We start from the raw sequence: 19,159 nt of genomic DNA on the forward strand, positions 1-19,159 counted from the left end.
GCCCTGGTTCGCTTCCCGCACGACCGTACGATGATGGAGGTCCCCCCGCTCGGCCACAAGCGTGAGCGTCGCGGGCCCCGGGGGAGATCACATGCCGTACGGAGGAGGATCACGTGTCCGACGAGCTCAACCCGGCTCTGTCCGAAGCCGCCGCTACCGCGGCGGGCCCGGAAGCCGAGTCCGAGGAGCCCATCAAGCAGCGGAAGAACGGCCTGTACCCGGGCGTCTCCGACGAGCTTGCCGAGAACATGAAGTCCGGATGGGCCGACACCGAGCTGCGTGACCTGGAGCCGATCCCGCAGGCCGCCGAGACCGCCCGCCGCCGCGCCGCGCTCTCCGCGCGCTTCCCGGGCGAGCGCCTCGTCGTCCCCGCGGGCAACCTGAAGACCCGCTCGAACGACACCGAGTACCCCTTCCGCGCCTCGGTCGAGTACGCCTACCTCACCGGCAACCAGACCGAGGACGGCGTCCTGGTCCTGGAGCCCGTCGCCGAGGGCCACAAGGAGACGATCTACCTCCTGCCCCGCTCCGACCGCGAGAACGGCGAGTTCTGGCTCTCCGGCCACGGCGAGCTGTGGGTGGGCCGCCGCCACTCCCTGACCGAGTCCGAGGCGCTGTACGGCATCCCGGCCGCCGACGTGCGCGAGCTGGCCGACAAACTGCGCGAGGCCACCGGCCCGGTGCGCGTCGTGCGCGGCTACGACGCCGGCATCGAGGCCGCCCTGACCGACAAGGTCACCGGCGAGCGCGACGAGGAGCTGCGGGTCTTCCTCTCCGAGATGCGGCTGGTCAAGGACGCGTTCGAGATCGGCGAGCTGCAGAAGGCCTGCGACTCGACGGCGCGCGGCTTCGAGGACGTCGTCAAGGTCCTCGACAAGGCCGAGGCGACCAGCGAGCGCTACATCGAGGGCACGTTCTTCCTCCGCGCGCGCGTGGAGGGCAACGACGTCGGCTACGGCTCCATCTGCGCGGCCGGCCCGCATGCCTGCACGCTGCACTGGGTGCGCAACGACGGCCCGGTCCGCTCCGGCGACCTGCTCCTGCTGGACGCGGGCGTCGAGACGCACACCCTGTACACCGCCGACGTCACGCGCACGCTGCCGATCAACGGCACGTACAGCGAGATCCAGAAGAAGATCTACGACGCCGTGTACGAGGCCCAGGAGGCCGGCATCGCGGCCGTGAAGCCGGGCGCCAAGTACCGCGACTTCCACGACGCCGCCCAGCGCGTGCTGACCGAGAAGCTCGTCGAGTGGGGCCTGGTCGAAGGCCCGGTCGAGCGCGTCCTGGAGCTGGGCCTGCAGCGCCGCTGGACCCTGCACGGCACCGGCCACATGCTCGGCATGGACGTCCACGACTGCGCGGCCGCGCGCACCGAGACGTACGTCGACGGCACGCTGGAGCCGGGCATGGTGCTCACCGTCGAGCCGGGCCTGTACTTCCAGGCCGACGACGTGACGGTCCCCGAGGAGTACCGGGGCATCGGCGTCCGCATCGAGGACGACATCCTCGTCACCGAGGACGGCAACGAGAACCTCTCGGCGAGTCTGCCGCGCCGCTCCGACGAGGTCGAGGCCTGGATGGCGTCCCTGAAGGGCTGATAAGACAGTGATGGCCGGGCACCCGAACGGTGCCCGGCCATCGGCGTGTCCGTACGCGAATGCAGGCTTCACGTGCCTAGGGGGAAGGTTTCCGTGGACGACTTCTGGTCCGGTGTGGGGGTGGACCTGCATCTCGAACCCGACGCGGCGGACGGCCGCCGTGTCGGTCTGGAGCGGGCGCTCAGGGACGCCGTACGCGACGGGCGGCTCACACCCGGCACCCGGCTGCCGGCCACCCGGCGGCTCGCGGCGGAACTCGGCATCTCGCGCGGCACCGCGAAGTCGGCGTACGACCAGCTCGTCGCCGAGGGCTACCTGACGGCCCGGCAGGGGTCCGGCACCCGGGTCGCCGAACTGCCCGCCGTACGGGAGGAGGAGCCGGGAACGGCGGCACACGCGCGTGCGCCGCGTTTCGACCTGCGGCCGGGCAGTCCCGACGTGGGCGCGTTCCCGGCCGCGGCCTGGCTGCGGGCGCTGCGCCGCGCCATCGCGACGGCGCCCTCCCTGGCGTACGACTACGGCGACCCGCGCGGCCGGATCGAACTGCGCACCGCACTGTCCGGCTACCTGGGGCGGGCGCGCGGGGTGCTCGCGCCGCCAGAGCGGATCGTGATCACCTCCGGGTACGTCCAGGGGCTCGCGCTCCTCACCCGCGTGCTGGACGGCGCCTCGGTCGCGATGGAGGACCCGGGGCTGCCCTTCCACCGGGAGGTGGTGCGGCGCAACGGCGGGACCGTACTGCCGGTGCGCGTGGACGAGCGCGGGCTCCGGCCCGCCGAGCTGGGCGAGGCGGCCGCCGTGGTGGTCACCCCGGCCCACCAGTACCCGACCGGTGTGACCCTGCACCCCGAGCGGCGCCGCGCGCTCACCGACTGGGCACGCGCGCGTGGCGGGCTCATCGTCGAGGACGACTACGACGGCGAGTTCCGCTACGACCGCCAGCCGGTGGGCGCGCTGCAGGGCATGGCCCCGGGCCAGGTCGTCTACCTGGGCACCGCCTCCAAGACCCTCGGCCCCGCGCTGCGGCTCGGCTGGATGGTGCTGCCGCCGCAGCTGGTCGACGCGGTCGCCGACGCCAAGCTGCACAGCGACCACCACACCGAGACCATCGGCCAGCTGGCGCTCGCCGAACTCATCGACAGCCACGCCTACGACCGCCACGTGCGCGCGTGCCGGCTGCGCTACCGGCGCCGCCGGGACCAGCTGCTGGACCGGCTGGGGGCGCGGCGGAGCGTGCGCGGCATCGCGGCCGGGCTGCACGCGCTGATCGACGTGCCCGACGAGGCCGAGGTGCTGGCCCGCGCCGAGGCGGAGGGGCTCGCCGTCGGCCATCTGGGCAGCCATTGGCAGACGCCCGGCGGGGGACGGCCGCAGGGGCTGGTCGTCGGTTACGGCACACCGCGGGAGCGGGCGTATCCGGAGGCGTTGGAGGTGCTGGCGAAGGTTCTCGACGCCTGAAGTGGGTCATGTATGCGGGGGCTCCACGCGCGCGTGTGCAGGTCGGCGCCGAGCGCGGCCAGGGCCTCGGCGCCGGGTGATCGAGGTGTTTCTGTGGTTTCCCGTCATGGCCGAGGAAGCCAGGCGCCGAAAACACACCCTCACAGAACCGGGGCGTGGTCGTGCAGCACACGCTGGAAGAGTCGGCAGTCCCGCCATTTGCCGTTGATGTGCAGGTAATGGGGGGCGAGGCCGATCGCCTCGAATCCGCATTTCGCCAGCACCCGCTGCGAACCGGTGTTGTCGGTCAGCGTGGACGCCTCGATCCGGTGCAGTCCGACCGTGTCCCGGGCGATACGGCAGACCTGCTCCACGGCGGCGCTGGCCAGCCCCTTGTTCTGCTGGTCGGCGGCCACCCAGTACCCGAGGTGGGAGCTGCAGAAGGGGCCGCGGGAAATTCCGGACAGGGTGATCGCGCCGACGATCCGGCCGTTCGGAGCCTCGAACACCCACGGCACCACGGCGCCTTCGGCGAACTGCCGCAGCAGCCCGTCGATGCGCTCCGCCTGCCCCTGGGCGGTGAAGAAGGATTCCGGTCTGACCGGCTCCCACGGTGCGAGGTGTTTGCGGTTCTCCGTATAGGCGGAGGCGAGTTGGGGGGCGTCGGCCGCGGAGAGGGGGCGCAGAAGCACGCCACCCGCTATTTCCTCGTTCTCCAATTCCCTGTGCATGGTCTGCATGCGCGCACCCTAGCCGCGCCGGCTCGAGGAAGAGCTCGTCATGCCGTAAGCAGGGAAGGATCTTTCTTCCACTTGAGGATCTTGTCGAAGCTCACCACCGTCCCGCCCCGGCCCGGCTTCGCGCCGATGTGCACGTGATCGGCGAGTTCCCGGATCAGACACAGCCCGCGGCCGTTCTCGTCGTCGATGCGGGCGGGCCGGATGTCCTGGGTACGGGTGAACCCTGGTCCGGAATCGGCCACCTCGATCCGGCACGTCTCGCCGTCGAGGTAGGCGGTCACCCGGTAGGCCTCCGACCTGCCGCCGCGGGTCGTGTCCCCGCCGTGCTCGACCGCGTTCGCGCAGGCCTCGGTGAGGGCGACCGACAGGTCGTAGGAGACGTCCGGGTCGACGCCCGCGGTCTCCATCGTGCCGATCAGCAGGCGCCGGGCGAGCGGCACGCTGGCGGCCTCGCGCCGCAAATGGAGTGACCACCAGATGCTCATGCTCCAGCCTCCTGGCCGCGGCTCGACATACCGATACGTATTGCCGCCCGTACCCGCCCGTAAGCACACCGTTGACGTGACTCCGCCCATACGGTCGATGCGCCCCGGGAGGAATCGGTGTATGAGGGCATGACTTCGGGCGGACGATGATCTTCCACTCATCACGGCGGTCCTCCCGCCGTGACGGAATCCCACGACCTGGCGTGGGGCCCGGGTGAGGCCAGTGCGATGATGAGGCCGCCATGTCTGCCCCCCACCCGCGCACGGCGCGCCCCGGAGCCGGGCTCCGGATGCTGCGGGCCGCGGTGTTCGCCGCGGTCTGCGTCGTGCTGGCCGCGGCCGGGCACACACTGGCCTCCTGCGCGCGCGTGCCCCTGTGGACGCTCGGCGCGGGATTCCTGGGCTCCCTGCTGCTGGTGGCCCCGCTCGCCGGACGGCAACGCTCGCTGCCGGGCATCGCCGCCCTCCTCGCGCTGGGCCAGACCGTGCTGCACACGCTGTTCGGGCTGGGTCAGGGCGGGGCCGCGATGCCGATGGACCCGACGGACGGGTCGCCGAGCCAGGCCGCGCTCGTCGAGCGGGCCGCACGGCTCCTGTGCGGGTCCAGCCCCTCGGCGCTCACCCCCGGGCACGCCTACCGGCTCCTGCTCGACGCACACCTCATCGACTCCTCGGGCCGGGCCACGGCCACCACGCCGGCCATGCACCACATGACCGACGCCACCGGCTCCTCGGCGCAGCTGCTGCCCTCCCTGCCGATGCTGCTCGGCCACGTGCTCGCGGCCCTCGCCGCCGGCTGGCTGCTGCGCCGCGGCGACCTGGCCCTGCTGCGGCTGATCGAGCTGTCGGCGCACGGGGTCACGGAGGGGGCGCTCGTACGATCCCTGCGCGCGGCGCTCGCGCTGGCGCACGCCCTGTGCGCCGGGCTGCTGCCCGCGGCCGGACCCGGCCCGCGTGCCCGTCGTACCGCCCGGGACGAGGTGCGCGCCCCGCACACCACCGCACTCCAGCACACGGTGATCCGGCGCGGCCCGCCCGCCGCCGCGTTCCTCCTCGCCGCCTGACGCGACGCGACCACCACTCCAGCGGAACCGGAAACGGAGAGCCGGACGGGAGGGCCGCCGTCGTGCGGCACGCGCGCGTGCGGACATCGACCGAGGCCACACCAGTGGTACCGGCACGCGCACGCGTACTCCTGATCACAACGGAACTCACTCGGAGTGGAGTGCTCCCTGCCATGAAGGCTTCTCGTATCGCCGCCGCCACCGCCGTCGCGGGCACGGCCGTCCTCGCCCTGACCGCCCTTTCGACGCCTGCCTTCGCGCACGTGAGCGTGCAGCCCGAGGGCTCCGCGGCCAAGGGCGGCTTCGCGGTCGTCGACTTCAAGGTCCCCAACGAGCGCGACGACGCCTCGACCACCAAGCTCGAGGTGAACTTCCCCGCCGACCACCCGCTGGCCTCGGTGATGCCCCAGCCGATGCAGGGCTGGAAGATCGACGTCACCAAGTCCAAGCTGGACAAGCCGCTCACGATGCACGGCGAGAAGATCGACGAGGCCGTCACCAAGGTCACCTGGACCGCCGACGGCGACGGCATCAAGCCCGGCTACTTCCAGAAGTTCCCGCTCTCCGTGGGCGCCCTGCCCGAGGACACCGACCAGCTGGCGTTCAAGGCGATCCAGACGTACTCGAACAAGGAGGTCGTGCGCTGGATCGAGGTCCCGCAGGAGGGCCGGGCCGAGCCCGAGAACCCGGCCCCGGTGTTGGAGCTGTCCGCCGCCACCGACGACCACCACGGCGGCTCGACCGCCGAGGACGCCTCCGACACGTCCGATGACAAGACCGACGGCAAGAGCGAGCAGACGGCCGCCGCCGACGACGGCTCGAAGGGCGGCAGCGACACCACCGCCCGCGTGCTCGGCGTGATCGGCATCGTCGTCGGCGTCGCGGGTGTCGGCTACGGCGTCCTCGCGGGCCGCCGCCGCACCGCCTGACCCACCGTTCCGCACGCGCACCGGGGCCGGCCGGCCCCGTCGTACGGCCCCGGTGCGCGCCGGAGTTCTCACATCTGGGACATTTTTCTATGCGTAAGAAGACGTTCGCCGCGGCCGCGCTGCTCGCCGCCGCCGCCCTGACCCTCTCCGCCTGTGGCAGCGGCGACGACGGCAAGTCGCCCATCGCCGTGGTCTCCGAGGAGACCGACTCGGGCGAGGCCGCGACCATCCTCGACCAGCCCTTCGAGAAGCCCGACCTGGTCCTCACCGACACGCACGGCAAGAAGTACGACCTGCGCGCCGAGACCAAGGGCCACCCGACCCTGGTCTACTTCGGCTACACGCACTGCCCCGACATCTGCCCGGCGACGATGAGCAACATCGCCGTCGCCAAGAAGGCACTGCCCAAGGCCGAGCAGAACGACCTCAGGGTCGTGTTCGTCACCACCGACCCCGGCCGCGACACCCCGGCCGAACTGGGCAAGTGGCTCAAGGGCATCGACCCGCAGTTCACCGGCCTGACCGGCGACTTCGCCACCATCCAGGCCGGCGCCCGCTCCCTCGGCATCTCCATCGAGCCGACGAAGAAGGACAAGAACGGCAAGCTCGTCTCGGTGCACAGCACCCAGGTCCTCGCCTTCTCGCCGAAGACCGACGCGGGTTACGTCGTCTACGGCGAGGACGCCACGGTCGACGACTACACCAAGGACCTGCCCAAGCTCGTCAAGGGAGCGAAGCCGTGAGGCGTGCACTCCTGGCCGCGGCCGCGCTCGCCGCCGCCCTGGCCCTCACGAGCTGCGGCTCCGGCTCGGACTCCGACTCCGGTTCCTCGAAGGCCGAGCTGTCCGTGAGCGCCTCGTACATGCCCCAGCCGGTCTCCGCCGACATGGCCGCCGGATTCCTGACGATCACCAACAAGGGCGGCACGAAGGACGAGCTGACCTCGGTCACCAGCGAGGTCGCCGGCCAGGTCACCATGCACAGCACCGTCGGCGGGGCCATGGAGGAGAAGACCTCCTTCGCCGTCCCGGCGCATGGTCAACTCGTGTTCAAAAGCGGTGGCAACCATCTGATGTTCGAGAAGCTGAAGCGCAAGCCGGCGCAGGGCCAGCAGGTGACCCTGAAGCTCACCTTCGCCAAGTCCGGGCCCCTCACCGTCGAGATGCCGGTGCGGTCCGCCACGTACAACCCGTCGACCGGCCACTGAGGGAGGGACCACCGTGACCCGGACCATCACCCCCCGCCTGCGGACCCTGGTGCTGCTGCTCCTCGCCGTCACCGGCGCGCTGCTCGCGGGCGCCGGACCGGCCGCTGCGCATGCCGCGCTGACCGGCAGCGACCCCGCCCAGGGGGTGGTGGTCGACAAGGCGCCCACCCAGGTGTCGCTCACCTTCTCCGAGAAGGTGGCGATGAGAGACGACTCGCTGCAGGTCCTCGACCCCAAGGGCAAGAACGTCGAGGTGGGCGCGCCCGCCGACGTGAGCGGGACGACGTATGCCGTGAAGCTCAGGAGCGGCCTGGCCAAGGGCACCTACACGGTCGCCTACCAGGTCGTCTCGGCGGACAGCCATCCCGTCTCCGGCGCGTACACCTTCTCCATCGGGGCGCCCTCGCAGACCGTCGTCTCCGGCGTCGGGACCGCGGCCGGCGGCGGAGTCGTCGGCTGGCTCTACGGGTTCGGGCGGTACGTCTCCTACGCCGGCTTCATCGTGCTCGTGGGCGGCGCCGCGTTCGTGCTGGGCTGCTGGCAGCGCGGCGCGGGCGTACGGGCCGTGCAGCGGCTCGTGGTCGGCGGCTGGCTCGCGCTCACCGCGGCCACCCTGTGGCTGCTGCTCCTGCGCGGTTCCTACACCTCCTCGGGGAAGTTCGCCGACGTCTTCGACCTGGATCTGCTCGGCCAGGTGCTGCAGACCAAGACCGGCGCCGCGCTGGTCTCCCGGCTGCTGCTGCTCGCCGCCGCCGCGCTGTTCATCGCCGTCCTCTTCGGCGCCTACGCCCGCCCCTCACCCACCACCTCCCTGAACGACGGCGCTACGCGCCGACTGACGGACTCCGGCGAGGAGGACAAGGAGAAGCGCGACCTGACCTTCGGGCTCGCGATCGGCGGGGTGGTCGTGGCCGCCGGGCTGGCGGCGAGCTGGGCCATGGCGGAGCACGCCTCCACCGGGCTGCAGCCGGGCATCGCCATGCCCGTCGACGTCCTCCATCTGCTGGCCGTCGCCGCCTGGCTGGGCGGCCTCGCCACCCTGCTCGTGGCCCTGTACCGGGCACCGGCGGACACTCCGGTCGAGGCCGCCGCCGTCCACCGGTTCTCCCGGGTCGCCTTCGGCTCCGTCCTCGCTCTGGTCGCCACCGGCACCTACCAGTCCTGGCGGCAGCTCGGCTCCTGGTCGGCGTTCACCGAGACCCGGTACGGGCAGCTGCTGCTGGTCAAGATCGGGCTGGTGACGCTGCTCGTGGGGATCGCGTGGATCTCGCGGCGGTGGACGGGACGGCTTGCGGACACGGTCACCGCCGCCGACAAGAAGGCGAGGCAGCCCGAGAAGGAGCACGTCTCCGCATCGAAGTCCGCCGGCAAGGGTGCCGCCTCCGGTGACGGCAAGCGCGCCGCCCAGCTCGCTCGCCAGCGGGCCGCGGCGGACGCCGCCCGGCAGAAGCGGCTGCGGGACGCCGACCCGAACCGCTTCGGCCTGCGCCGCTCGGTGTTCGCCGAGGCGGGCGTCGCCGTCGTGCTGCTCGCCGTCACCACCTGGCTGACCCAGACCGAGCCGGGCCGCACCGAGCTGGACGCCAAGGCGGCCACGTCGTCCTCCTCGTCCTCGTCCTCGTCGTCGAGTCCCTCCGGCACGCTGACCCTGGACATGCCCTTCGACACCGGCGGCACCGACGGCAAGGGCCTCGTGCGGGTCGACCTCGACCCCGCGCGCGTGGGCGGCAACGAGATGCACGTCTACGTGCAGCGGCCCAACGGGCGCGCCTTCGACATCCCCGAGGTGAAGGTCGCCTTCACCCTCACGGCGAAGAAGATCGGGCCGCTTCCGGTGACCCCCGACCACATCGCCACCGGCCACTGGTCGGCGACCGGAGTGCAGATCCCCATGGCGGGCGACTGGAAGATCGCCGTGACCGTGCGGACCTCCGACATCGACCAGGTGACCGTCTCCAAGAACGCGCAGATCGGCTGAACCCCACCATGCCCGACCAGTCCCTTCCCCAGGCCCGTACGCCCGAGTCCGCGGTGCGGGAGCCCGCCGGCGACGGTGGCCACGGCATCTCCCGCCGTGCCCTGCTCGGCACCGCCGGAGCCACCGGGCTCGTGCTCGGCGCGGCCGGCGGAGCCGTGGGATACGCGGCCGCGCCCGCCCCGGCCGCTCCGCTGATCTCGGTGGGCTCCGACCGGGCGATGTTTCACGGGAAACATCAGCCCGGCATCACCCAGGGACTGCAGGCCCGCGGTCATCTCGTCGCCTTCGACCTGGCGGCGGGCGCGGGCCGCACGGAGGCGGCGGCCCTGCTGCGCCGCTGGTCGGCGACGGCCGAGCGGCTGATGGCGGGCGAGGCGGCTCCCCATGACGACACCGACGTGGCCCGGGACGCGGGCCCGTCCGCGCTGACGATCACCTTCGGCTTCGGCCACAGCTTCTTCGGCCGGACCGGTCTGGAGAAGCAGCGGCCGGGCGCCCTCGACCCGCTGCCCGACTTCTCCTCCGACCAGCTCGACAAGAAGCGCAGCGACGGCGACCTGTGGGTGCAGATCGGCGCCAACGACGCCCTGGTCGCCTTCCACGCGCTGCGCGCGATCCAGAAGGACGCCGGCGGCGCGGCCCGGGTCCGCTGGCAGATGAACGGCTTCAACCGCACCCCGGGCGCCACCGCCCACCCCATGACGGCCCGCAACCTCATGGGCCAGCTCGACGGCACCCGCAACCCGAAGCCGGCCGACGCCGACTTCGACCAGCGAATCTTCGTGCCCGCCTCGGGGGAGCCGGCCTGGATGGCGAACGGCTCCTACGCCGTCGTACGCCGGATCCGCATGCTCCTGGACGACTGGGAGAAGCTGTCGCTCGCGGCCCAGGAGGCGGTCATCGGGCGCCGGAAGGCCGACGGGGCGCCGCTGTCCGGGGGCGGCGAGACGACCCCGATGGACCTGGAGAAGACCAGCGCCAAGGGCGAGTACGTCGTCCCCGTCAACGCGCACGCCCGGATCACCCGGCCCGACCGGAACGGCGGCGCGGCCATGCTGCGGCGCCCGTTCTCCTACCACGACGGCATCGACGCGGACGGAACGCCGGACGCCGGGCTGCTGTTCGTCTGCTGGCAGGCGGACCCGCTGCGCGGCTTCGTACCTGTGCAGCGCAAGCTCGACCGCGGGGACGCGCTGTCGCAGTTCATCCGGCACGAGGCGAGCGGTCTGTACGCCGTGCCGGGGGGTGCGGCCGAGGGAGAGTACGTGGGACAGCGGCTGTTGGAGGGGTGATTCCGGGTCTTAAACCACTCGGTCGGGTGGCGTCCGTGAGACACGGGCGACGGGTCCCGGCGCGGCCATTAGGGTGAGGGACATGCCAGCGAGCTATGCGTATCTCGGTCCCGAAGGCACCTTCACCGAAGTCGCCCTGCGCACGCTTCCGGAGGCGGCCACCCGGGAGCTGATCCCCTACGTGTCGGTGCAGTCCGCACTGGACGCGGTGCGGGCCGGCGAGGCCGAGGCCGCTTTCGTGCCGATCGAGAACTCCGTCGAGGGCGGCATCACCACCACCCTGGACGAGCTGGTCGCGGGCGAGCCGCTGATGATCTACCGCGAGGTGCTGCTGTCGATCACCTTCGCGCTGCTGGTCCGGCCGGGCACGAAGCTCGCGGACATCAAGACGGTCTCCGCGCATCCGGCCGCCCAGCCGCAGGTCCGCAACTGGCTCAGGAAGAACCTCCCGGACGTCCACTGGGAGTCGGCCGCCTCGAACGCGGACGCCGCACGGCTGGTCCAGGAGGGCCAGTACGACGCCGCCTTCGCGGGCGAGTTCGCCGCCGCCCGGTACGGCCTTCAGGCGCTGGAGACCGGGATCCACGACGCGGAGAACGCGCAGACCCGGTTCGTGCTGGTCGGCCGCCCGGCCCGGCCCGCCGCACCGACCGGTGCCGACAAGACCTCGGTGGTGCTGTGGCAGCGCGACGACCACCCGGGTGCCCTGCGCGACCTGCTGGGCGAGTTCGCCACCCGGGGCATCAACCTCATGCTGCTGCAGTCCCGGCCCACCGGCGCCGGTATCGGCAACTACTGCTTCTGCATCGACGCCGAGGGCCACATCTCCGACCGGCGGGTGGCCGAGGCGTTGATGGGGCTGAAGCGGATCTGTCTACAGGTACGTTTCCTCGGCTCCTATCCGCGCGCGGACATCCAGCCGGGCGAGGCCCGGTCCACGCTGCCGGGGACCTCGGACAAGGAGTTCGTGACCGCGGCGGACTGGGTGGCGCGCTGCCAGGACGGCCGGTTCTAGCCAGTCGTACCTGCATATCTTCGTTATCCACAGAAGTTATCCACAGGTCCGCTTCTCGACCTGGGGACAAGTCGACAAGGGAGTGCCACCCGGTCGACAAATCGCCCCGGGTGTCCCAGATGCGGCCACCGCCCGTCAGGTCACCCTTCGTCCACCCGTTTCCTTTGGTTCATCTTTTGGAGCGACGCCTTTCCACCCGAAAGTAGGTGTCACCCCAGTTTGAACCGGGAATTCTTCCCTCCGGTCAGAACTTCCGGAGTGATCAATTCCGAAGTCCACAGACTTTCCGCACAGCCTGTGGATAACTCTTCCCGGCGCGTGGATTCCTGTGGACAACGGGGTCACCAAGTGCCGCTCTCCGCAAGGGAATCCGGTCAACCGGAGATCCACTGAGTGCCTCGTTCCAGGGAATGAGACGGCTTTTATTGACACGTACCGACACTCTTCGCAATTGACCCATAACGGCATGTAAGGGGCGAGTCGCAATAGGGAGTCGTGACCTGTGAGCCGACACCGGTAGCCTTGGCCACGTGATTGACCTTCGCCTGCTCCGTGAGGACCCCGACCGTGTGCGCGCGTCCCAGCGCGCCCGTGGAGAGGACGTCGCGCTCGTCGACTCCCTCCTGTCTGCCGACGAGCGGCGCAGGTCCTCCGGCGTCCGCTTCGACGAGCTGCGTGCCGAGCAGAAGCAACTCGGCAAGCTGATCCCCAAGGCCTCCGGCGACGAGAAGGCCGAGCTGCTGGGGCGCGCCGAGCAGCTGAAGGCCGACGTCAAGGCCGCCGACGCCGAGCGCGACGCGGCCGACGCCGAGACCCAGGAGCTGCTGCTCCGGCTCGGCAACCTCGTCCACCCCGACGTGCCCGTCGGCGGCGAGGAGGACTTCGTCACGCTGGAGACGCACGGCACCATCCGCGACTTCGGTGCCGAGGGCTTCGAGCCCAAGGACCACCTGGAGCTGGGCCAGCTGCTCGGCGCGATCGACGTCGAGCGCGGCGCCAAGGTCTCCGGCTCCCGCTTCTACTTCCTCACCGGCGTCGGCGCCCTGCTGGAGCTGGCCCTGGTGAACGCGGCGCTCGCCCAGGCCACCGCGGCCGGCTTCACGCCGATGCTGACCCCGGCGCTGGTGCGCCCGCAGTCCATGGCCGGCACCGGCTTCCTCGGCCAGGCGGCAGGGGACGTCTACCACCTCGACAAGGACGACCTGTACCTGGTCGGCACCTCCGAGGTCCCGCTGGCGGCGTACCACATGGACGAGATCATCGACGCCGACAAGCTGCCGCTGCGCTACGCGGGCTTCTCCCCGTGCTTCCGCCGCGAGGCCGGCTCGCACGGCAAGGACACGCGGGGCATCTTCCGCGTGCACCAGTTCGACAAGGTCGAGATGTTCTCGTACGTCGCTCCCGAGGACTCGCAGGAGGAGCACAAGCGCCTGCTGGAGTGGGAGAAGGAGTGGCTGACCTCGCTGGAGCTGCCGTTCCGGGTCATCGACGTCGCCTCCGCCGACCTCGGCGCCTCGGCCTCGCGTAAGTACGACTGCGAGGCGTGGATCCCGACCCAGGGCAAGTACCGCGAGCTGACCTCGACCTCGGACTGCACCGAGTTCCAGTCCCGCCGCCTGTCGATCCGCGTCCGTGACGGCAAGCAGGTCAAGCCGCTGGCCACGCTCAACGGCACCCTGTGCGCCGTACCGCGCACGATCGTGGCGATCCTGGAGAACCACCAGCAGGCCGACGGCTCGGTCTGGGTCCCGCCGGTGCTGCGTCCGTACCTGGGCGGTCGGGAGGTCCTGGAGCCGGTCGCCAAGTGAGCTCCGGCTTCCCGTACAAACTGATCGCCACCGACCTCGACGGAACGCTCCTGCGCTCCGACGAGTCGGTCTCACCGCGCACCCGTGAAGCGCTCGCCGCAGCCACCGCGGCGGGCGCCGCGCACATCGTCGTCACCGGCCGCGCGGTCCCCTGGACCCGGCACATCCTCGACGACCTCGGCTACGACGGCCTCGCCGTCTGCGGCCAGGGCGCACAGGTGTACGACGCCGGGGCGCACCGGCTGCTGACGTCCGTGACCCTGGACCGGCAGCTGGCGGGCGTGGCCCTGGCGAAGATCGAGTCCGAGGTGGGACCGCTGCACCTGGCGGCGAGCCGGGACGGCCTGGACGGCGACGTGCTGGTCGGGCCGGGCTACGCGGTGACGGGCGCCCTCCCCGCCATCCCTCTCACGGACGCGTCCGACCTCTGGGCCGCCCCGCTGAACAAGATCTACATCCAGCATCCGACGCTGAGCGACGACGAGCTGGCCGAGGCGGCCCGCGAGGCGGCCGGCGGCTTCGTCACCGTCGCCATGGCGGGCGAAGGCATCGTGGAGCTGCTGCCCCTCGGCCTCTCCAAGGCCACGGGCCTGTCCCTAGCGGCCCGCCGCCTGGGCCTGAAGGCCACCGACACGATCGCCTTCGGCGACATGCCCAACGACATCCCGATGTTCGCCTGGGCCTCCCGCGGGGTGGCCATGGCCAACGCCCACGAGGAGCTGCGGGTGATCGCGGACGAGGTGACGACCTCCAACGAGGAGGACGGCATCGCGGCGGTGCTGGAGCGGTTGCTGGCCTGAGGACGCCTGGGCGGCCCGGGGTGTGCTGCTACATGTCCTGCTACATTCGGCGGCCATGCGATCACGCGAGTACGACCTCGACTTCCGCGACCGCGCCGCCCGGATACGCGCCTGGGGCATCGGCCTGCTGTCGGTCGCAGGCCTGCTCTGGACCTGGTGTGCCGTACTGCTGCTCACTCCGTACGAGGTCGACCGGAAGCCCGGCGACCAGTACCCCGCGGAGTGCGAGGCTCGCCTGCTGACGGACCGCGGCACGGCCAACGAGGGCATCTACAAGGGCGACTACTGCGCGAACGAACGGGACTGGCCCGAGGCGCTCGCCGTGCTCGGTCTGTCGATCCCGGTGTCGGTCGTAGGCGTCGCGCTGTTCACGACGGGCACGGTGAGCAGGCGGATGAGCGCCCACGCCGAAGCGATGCGGGAATTGGACAGGATTGCAGACGAACGGGGCGTCTGAGCAGCCGCCTCCGGCCCCGACGACCGAATGCCAACCAGTGACAACGTTTCGCGGAGGATGCACGAATCGAACGTGCGCGGGGTCGCCCCCGACCATGACTCGCTCTTAATTGAACACAGCGCAAGCCAGTGCCTTACCACTCGGCCAATCCTCCGGGTGGGCGGCCCACGCGAGAGACACATCGCGTGCTCGAAGCGGCCGCCCCGGGCAGCTCCCATGAGCTCTACGGAGGGGTAGCGATCACTCCGGAGCCCGGCTCAGGCTGCCCTGACGGGAGCTGGACGTACTGCCGTGCATGGACATCGCCCAACTCCTCTCCCAGATCGTGACGCCGGGGATACTCCCGGCGGATGGGGCACAACCACTGTGCCCCACCGCCGAGTTGGGCGCCACCGAATTAGCCGGTGACCGTGACTACCGGCGCCGCCATCTGCGCCGGCGCCCCTTGCTGAAGAACCAGCCCGTCGGCGGCTCGTCGGACCGCCAGGGCTGCGGCTCCGGTTCCTCGGCGCGCCAGCGGGCGGCGAGCATCCGGGCCCGGGCGGACGGCTCGGAGGTCTCGGCGGACCGCACGAAGGCCTCGTCCAGGACCAGCTCGTCCCAGACGTCAGCGTCGGCCCGCGCGGGGCCACCGTGCTGCGGGGTCTCCTCTGCCATCTGCGGCCTCCTAGCCGTCATCCGCTTTGCCCAGTGTGCCCGGACCGAGGTGAAGCCCCCGTCAAGACCGGGACCTGTCACTCCTCGCCGGCGAGCGTCAGCGTCCGCAGCTTCTGGCCGGCGTACCAGGTGGCCAGCACGGTGACCACGACCAGCAGCACCGTCGCCGTGGTCAGTCCGACGTCCGAGGTCACCAGGTCCCCGCCGGCCACCTTGTGGGCGACGGCGAGCGACCACTGCTGGACGCTCAGAGTGCGCGCACCGGACACCAGGGAGCCGAACAGGGCCTCCCAGACGAGGGCGTAGACGAGACCGAACACCACCGCGTGCCGGGACACCGTGCCGAGCAGCAGGAACATCGCCGCGTAGGCGATCGACGCGACCAGTGCGGCCACCGTGTAGGCGACGGCGATCTGCTGCCCGTTGCCGTTGAGGATGAAGCCCGCGATGAGCGTCGGCAGGGCCGAGAACACCATCGTCACGGCGATCGCCACGATCAACTTGGTGAAGATGATCGTCGGGCGCTTCACCGGCTTGGCCAGCAGATAGACGACGGAGCCGTCGTCGATCTCCGGGCCGATCGCGCCCGTACCCGCGATGACGCCGATGATCGGCACCATCGTGGCGAGCGCGAGCCCGCCCAGCAGGTCGGCGGCCGTCTGGTCGTCGGCGCCCGCGAGGCCGCGGACGACGACGGAGATCGCGATCAGCAGAAGGGGCAGGGCACCCAGGATGAGGGCCCGGCGGCGGCCGAGCAGGGCCCGGTAGGTGAGCCGGGCGACTGTGGGGTCGTACATCTTCGGCCTCCTACGCCGCGACAAGGTACGAGAAGACGGACTCGAGGGACTCGTCGGACGGCGAGACCGTCAGCAGCCGGATGCCGTGGTCGCGGGCGACCTTGGGCAGCAGGGCGGTGAAGCGGCCGACGTCGACGGCCTGGATGCGCAGCGCTCCCTCGGCGTGGTCGACCTCGATGCCGGACGTCGACGGGTCGGCGATCAGCGCGGCCGCGAGCGCGCGGTCGTCGCTGGAGCGCACCAGGTAGCGGTGCGGGCGGTCGGTCATCAGGCGGCGGATCTTGCGGAAGTCGCCGCTGGCCGCGTGCCGCCCGGCGACGACGACCTCGATGTGCCAGGCGAGCTGTTCGACCTCTTCGAGGATGTGGGACGAGAACAGCACCGTGCGGCCCTCGTCGCCCATGCGCCGCAGCAGCTCCATGAGCTGCATGCGCTGGCGCGGGTCCATGCCGTTGAACGGCTCGTCCAGCAGGAGCAGCGACGGGTCGTGCACCAGGGCGCTCGCCATCTTCACGCGCTGGCGCATGCCCTTGGAGTACGTCGAGATCTTGCGGTCCTGCGCGTACTCCATCTCGACCGTCGCGAGCGCCCGCTGGGCCGCCTTCGCGCCCAAGCCGTGCAGCTCGGCGTTGGCGACGACGAACTCCCGGCCGGTGAGGAAGTCGTACATCGCCTCCCGCTCGGGGACGATGCCGATGTGCTGGTAGATGGCCTCGTTGCGCCACACCGGCTGCCCGTCGAGCGTGACCGAGCCGGTGGAGGGGGCCAGGAAGCCGCCCATCATGTTGATGAGGGTGGACTTCCCGGCGCCGTTGGGGCCGAGCAGGCCCGTGACGCCAGGGCCGATGGTCATGGTGATGTCGTTGACGGCGACCACGTTGCCGAACCAGCGGGAGACGTGGTCGATCTGGAGCGTGGTCACAGGCCCACCTTCTTGTAGCGGCGCGTCAGGAGGCCGTAGCTCGCGGCGATGAGGCCCAGGACGACGAGGACGTAGACCACACCCTCCCCCTTCGTGGGACCGATCCCGCCGGGGTACGCCGAGGTCGCGCCGAGGAACGCGGACTGGAGTCCGTCGATCAGCGTGACGGGCGAGAAGAGGCCGATCCAGGGGATGGCGTTCGTGCTGTTCTGCGTCTCGGCGATGGCCTGGAGGGTGGAGACCGCTCCGTAGGAGATCGTCATGACCGCGATGACGGCAGCGATGCCGAACCCGCGCCGCGGGGTGACCGAGGCGATGACCAGGCCGATACCGGCGAAGAGCAGCGAGAGCAGTGCCACGGATACCAGTCCCTGTGCGAATCCCTTGGTCTGGTCGGCGAAGTCGAGCTTGGCCAGCAGCGCGCCGATGTAGAGCACGAGCAGCGGGGCCGCGGTGAGGACGAACAGCGCGGAGGCCAGCGCCGCGTACTTCGCCCGCACGTAGTCGGCGGTCTCGATCGGCCGGGAGAAGTACAGCGGCACGGTCTTGAAACGCAGGTCGCGCGAGACGGACTGCGGGGCCTGCGAGGCGACGTACAGGCTGATGACGGCCTGCATGATGATCGCGTAGCGCGTGTAGTCGACGGGCAGGTCCTTGGCCTTCGTGGCGACCGCGACGGCGACCATGATGGCCGCGGGCACGCACATCACCACGAACAGCAGCATCGGCAGCACCTTGGACTTGACCGAGCGGCCGAGGCCGTAGGCGCCGCGCAGGGACTGCGAGTAGAGGGAGCGGGTGGCGTAGGAGCGGCCGAGGCGGGGGCCGTCGTAGGTGCGGTAGCCGATGTTGTGGATACGGGTCTGGTCACCCGACGGTGCGGCTACAGGGTGCTCAACTGCCATGGACGGCCGCCTCCTTCCGCTGCTCTTCCTCGCTCGTGAAGACCTCCGAGATGTGGTGCTGGCGCTGCTCCATGCGCACCAGGCCGAGACCCAGGTCGGCGACGACGTCGCGCACCAGGTCGTACGTCTCTTCGCCCTGCGCGGTCAGCAGCAGGATGTGGCCCGCGCCCGGCAGGCCGCTGCCGGCCTCGACGATCACCCCGCGCGCGTGGAGCGCCTCGCGCATCGCGCGCGTGCCGTCCGGGTGCTCGTCGCTGTCGGTGACCTCGATGGCGAGAGTGGTCGTGGTCTGGGTGAAGTCGGTGGTGGAGCTGGAGCGCAGCAACTTGCCGCCGTCGATGACGACGACGTGGTCGCAGGTGCGCTCCAGCTCGCCCAGCAGGTGGGAGGTGACCAGGACCGAGATGCCGAAGTCGGTGTGGATGCGGCGGATCAGGCCGAGCATCTCGTCGCGGCCGACCGGGTCGAGGCCGTTGGTCGGCTCGTCCAGGAAGACCAGCTGCGGGTCGTGCACCAGCGCCTGGGCGAGCTTCACGCGCTGCTTCATGCCGGTGGAGTAGCCGCCGATGGGGCGGTAGCGCTCCTCGTAGAGGCCGACATGGCGCAGGGTGTCCGCGGTGCGCTCGCGCGCGGCGGTGGGCGGCAGGCCGGACATGCGCGCCATGTGGACGACGAACTCGGTGGCCGATACGTCGGGCGGCAGGCAGTCGTGCTCCGGCATGTAGCCCACGCGCTCACGGATGGCGGCGCCCTTGGTGGTGACGTCGAGGCCGAGCACCTCGGCGCGGCCCTCCGTGGCGGGGGACAGACCCAGCAGGATCTTGATGAGCGTGGACTTGCCGGCGCCGTTGGCTCCGACGAGTCCGGTCACACCGGGTCCGATGTCCACGGACAGCCGGTCGAGCGCGGTCACCCGGGGGAACCGCTTGCTCAGGCTTTCGGTCGCGATCACAGTCACGCCTTCGACGGTAGTGATCCGGGCCATGCCGGTCGTCAGACCTCAGAGCCGTCTTCGCGTCAGACTCGAGTAGTACGGGGCCCTAAGGGATCCCCTGCCTGAGAGTT

General features: G+C 71.0%; 19 protein-coding genes and 1 tRNA gene. 12 read left to right on the forward strand and 8 right to left on the reverse strand.

What is annotated here, in order from left to right:
• Positions 1–113 precede the first annotated feature (113 nt).
• Positions 114–1,601: an aminopeptidase P family protein gene (locus ACZ5DS_RS27425; RefSeq protein ID WP_468243391.1), complete on the forward strand. Its 1,488-nt coding sequence runs from the start codon at positions 114–116 to the stop codon at positions 1,599–1,601.
• A 93-nt stretch (positions 1,602–1,694) separates the two neighbouring features.
• Positions 1,695–3,059, forward strand: a complete 1,365-nt coding sequence (pdxR, locus tag ACZ5DS_RS27430; protein ID WP_468243393.1) for a MocR-like pyridoxine biosynthesis transcription factor PdxR — start codon at positions 1,695–1,697, stop codon at positions 3,057–3,059.
• 140 nt (positions 3,060–3,199) lie between these two features.
• Here pdxR and ACZ5DS_RS27435 read toward each other — a convergent pair whose 3' ends face one another.
• Positions 3,200–3,778, reverse strand: coding sequence for a GNAT family N-acetyltransferase (locus ACZ5DS_RS27435; RefSeq protein ID WP_468243396.1), 579 nt, complete (start codon positions 3,776–3,778; stop codon positions 3,200–3,202).
• Between the two features lie 38 nt (positions 3,779–3,816).
• Positions 3,817–4,263 carry an ATP-binding protein gene (locus ACZ5DS_RS27440; RefSeq protein WP_468243398.1) on the reverse strand — a complete coding sequence of 149 codons (447 nt, stop codon included), beginning with the start codon at positions 4,261–4,263 and terminating at the stop codon, positions 3,817–3,819.
• 242 nt (positions 4,264–4,505) lie between these two features.
• On the opposite strand from ACZ5DS_RS27440, the gene ACZ5DS_RS27445 reads away from it, so the two are divergent.
• The 10 genes from ACZ5DS_RS27445 (at position 4,506) to ACZ5DS_RS27490 (ending at position 14,813) form a co-directional block, all read left to right on the forward strand.
• A complete protein-coding gene (locus ACZ5DS_RS27445; RefSeq protein WP_468243400.1) occupies positions 4,506–5,327 on the forward strand; it encodes a hypothetical protein in 822 nt (273 codons plus the stop codon).
• A gap of 173 nt (positions 5,328–5,500) precedes the next feature.
• Positions 5,501–6,256 carry a YcnI family copper-binding membrane protein gene (locus ACZ5DS_RS27450; protein ID WP_468243402.1) on the forward strand — a complete coding sequence of 252 codons (756 nt, stop codon included), beginning with the start codon at positions 5,501–5,503 and terminating at the stop codon, positions 6,254–6,256.
• 89 nt (positions 6,257–6,345) lie between these two features.
• Entirely contained in the window at positions 6,346–6,999 is a 654-nt protein-coding gene (locus ACZ5DS_RS27455) for an SCO family protein (RefSeq protein WP_468243405.1), read from the forward strand.
• Positions 6,996–7,463, forward strand: a complete 468-nt coding sequence (locus ACZ5DS_RS27460) for a copper chaperone PCu(A)C (RefSeq protein WP_468243407.1) — start codon at positions 6,996–6,998, stop codon at positions 7,461–7,463. The genes ACZ5DS_RS27455 and ACZ5DS_RS27460 overlap by 4 nt, the downstream gene beginning before the upstream one ends.
• Positions 7,464–7,476: 13 nt before the next feature.
• Entirely contained in the window at positions 7,477–9,441 is a 1,965-nt protein-coding gene (locus ACZ5DS_RS27465; protein WP_468243409.1) for a copper resistance CopC/CopD family protein, read from the forward strand.
• An 8-nt stretch (positions 9,442–9,449) separates the two neighbouring features.
• Positions 9,450–10,733, forward strand: coding sequence for an iron uptake transporter deferrochelatase/peroxidase subunit (gene efeB, locus ACZ5DS_RS27470; RefSeq protein WP_468243412.1), 1,284 nt, complete (start codon positions 9,450–9,452; stop codon positions 10,731–10,733).
• Between the two features lie 82 nt (positions 10,734–10,815).
• On the forward strand, positions 10,816–11,748 hold the full coding sequence (pheA, locus tag ACZ5DS_RS27475; protein WP_468243414.1) for a prephenate dehydratase: 933 nt from the start codon (positions 10,816–10,818) through the stop codon (positions 11,746–11,748).
• 530 nt (positions 11,749–12,278) lie between these two features.
• On the forward strand, positions 12,279–13,556 hold the full coding sequence (serS, locus tag ACZ5DS_RS27480) for a serine--tRNA ligase (RefSeq protein ID WP_468243416.1): 1,278 nt from the start codon (positions 12,279–12,281) through the stop codon (positions 13,554–13,556).
• Positions 13,553–14,356, forward strand: coding sequence for an HAD family hydrolase (locus ACZ5DS_RS27485; RefSeq protein ID WP_468243419.1), 804 nt, complete (start codon positions 13,553–13,555; stop codon positions 14,354–14,356). Before serS ends, ACZ5DS_RS27485 begins: the two co-directional genes overlap by 4 nt.
• A 55-nt stretch (positions 14,357–14,411) precedes the next feature.
• Entirely contained in the window at positions 14,412–14,813 is a 402-nt protein-coding gene (locus ACZ5DS_RS27490; protein ID WP_468243421.1) for a hypothetical protein, read from the forward strand.
• 51 nt (positions 14,814–14,864) lie between these two features.
• Here ACZ5DS_RS27490 and ACZ5DS_RS27495 read toward each other — a convergent pair.
• From ACZ5DS_RS27495 to ACZ5DS_RS27520, 6 genes are all read right to left on the reverse strand, one after another.
• Positions 14,865–14,967, reverse strand: a tRNA-OTHER gene (locus ACZ5DS_RS27495).
• Positions 14,968–15,227: 260 nt separating this feature from the next.
• The gene (locus tag ACZ5DS_RS27500; protein WP_468243423.1) at positions 15,228–15,470 is read right to left on the reverse strand and encodes an SGM_3592 family protein; all 243 of its coding nucleotides are present in this window, start codon (positions 15,468–15,470) and stop codon (positions 15,228–15,230) included.
• A 77-nt stretch (positions 15,471–15,547) separates the two neighbouring features.
• Positions 15,548–16,267 (reverse strand): ABC transporter permease subunit, encoded by a 720-nt coding sequence (locus ACZ5DS_RS27505; RefSeq protein WP_468243425.1) that lies wholly within the window; start codon positions 16,265–16,267, stop codon positions 15,548–15,550.
• A gap of 10 nt (positions 16,268–16,277) precedes the next feature.
• Complete coding sequence (locus ACZ5DS_RS27510) at positions 16,278–17,189, reverse strand: ABC transporter ATP-binding protein (RefSeq protein ID WP_468243428.1); 912 nt, start codon at positions 17,187–17,189, stop codon at positions 16,278–16,280.
• On the reverse strand, positions 17,186–18,094 hold the full coding sequence (locus ACZ5DS_RS27515; RefSeq protein ID WP_468243430.1) for an ABC transporter permease: 909 nt from the start codon (positions 18,092–18,094) through the stop codon (positions 17,186–17,188). The genes ACZ5DS_RS27510 and ACZ5DS_RS27515 overlap by 4 nt, the downstream gene beginning before the upstream one ends.
• Entirely contained in the window at positions 18,084–19,046 is a 963-nt protein-coding gene (locus tag ACZ5DS_RS27520) for an ABC transporter ATP-binding protein (RefSeq protein WP_468243799.1), read from the reverse strand. The genes ACZ5DS_RS27515 and ACZ5DS_RS27520 overlap by 11 nt, the downstream gene beginning before the upstream one ends.
• Positions 19,047–19,159: the final 113 nt, after the last annotated feature.

It is taken from the genome of Streptomyces sp. NPDC031100 (genome assembly GCF_055570785.1).

Excerpts from the sequence above, each read along its gene's own strand:
- ACZ5DS_RS27435 (WP_468243396.1), bottom strand. The coding sequence starts at position 3,778 with ATGCAGACCATGCACAGGGAATTGGAGAACGAGGAAATAGCGGGTGGC.
- ACZ5DS_RS27440 (WP_468243398.1), bottom strand. The coding sequence starts at position 4,263 with ATGAGCATCTGGTGGTCACTCCATTTGCGGCGCGAGGCCGCCAGCGTG.
- ACZ5DS_RS27445 (WP_468243400.1), top strand. The coding sequence starts at position 4,506 with ATGTCTGCCCCCCACCCGCGCACGGCGCGCCCCGGAGCCGGGCTCCGG.
- ACZ5DS_RS27450 (WP_468243402.1), top strand. The coding sequence starts at position 5,501 with ATGAAGGCTTCTCGTATCGCCGCCGCCACCGCCGTCGCGGGCACGGCC.
- ACZ5DS_RS27455 (WP_468243405.1), top strand. The coding sequence starts at position 6,346 with ATGCGTAAGAAGACGTTCGCCGCGGCCGCGCTGCTCGCCGCCGCCGCC.
- efeB (WP_468243412.1), top strand. The coding sequence starts at position 9,450 with ATGCCCGACCAGTCCCTTCCCCAGGCCCGTACGCCCGAGTCCGCGGTG.
- pheA (WP_468243414.1), top strand. The coding sequence starts at position 10,816 with ATGCCAGCGAGCTATGCGTATCTCGGTCCCGAAGGCACCTTCACCGAA.
- ACZ5DS_RS27490 (WP_468243421.1), top strand. The coding sequence starts at position 14,412 with ATGCGATCACGCGAGTACGACCTCGACTTCCGCGACCGCGCCGCCCGG.
- ACZ5DS_RS27500 (WP_468243423.1), bottom strand. The coding sequence starts at position 15,470 with ATGGCAGAGGAGACCCCGCAGCACGGTGGCCCCGCGCGGGCCGACGCT.
- ACZ5DS_RS27505 (WP_468243425.1), bottom strand. The coding sequence starts at position 16,267 with ATGTACGACCCCACAGTCGCCCGGCTCACCTACCGGGCCCTGCTCGGC.
- ACZ5DS_RS27515 (WP_468243430.1), bottom strand. The coding sequence starts at position 18,094 with ATGGCAGTTGAGCACCCTGTAGCCGCACCGTCGGGTGACCAGACCCGT.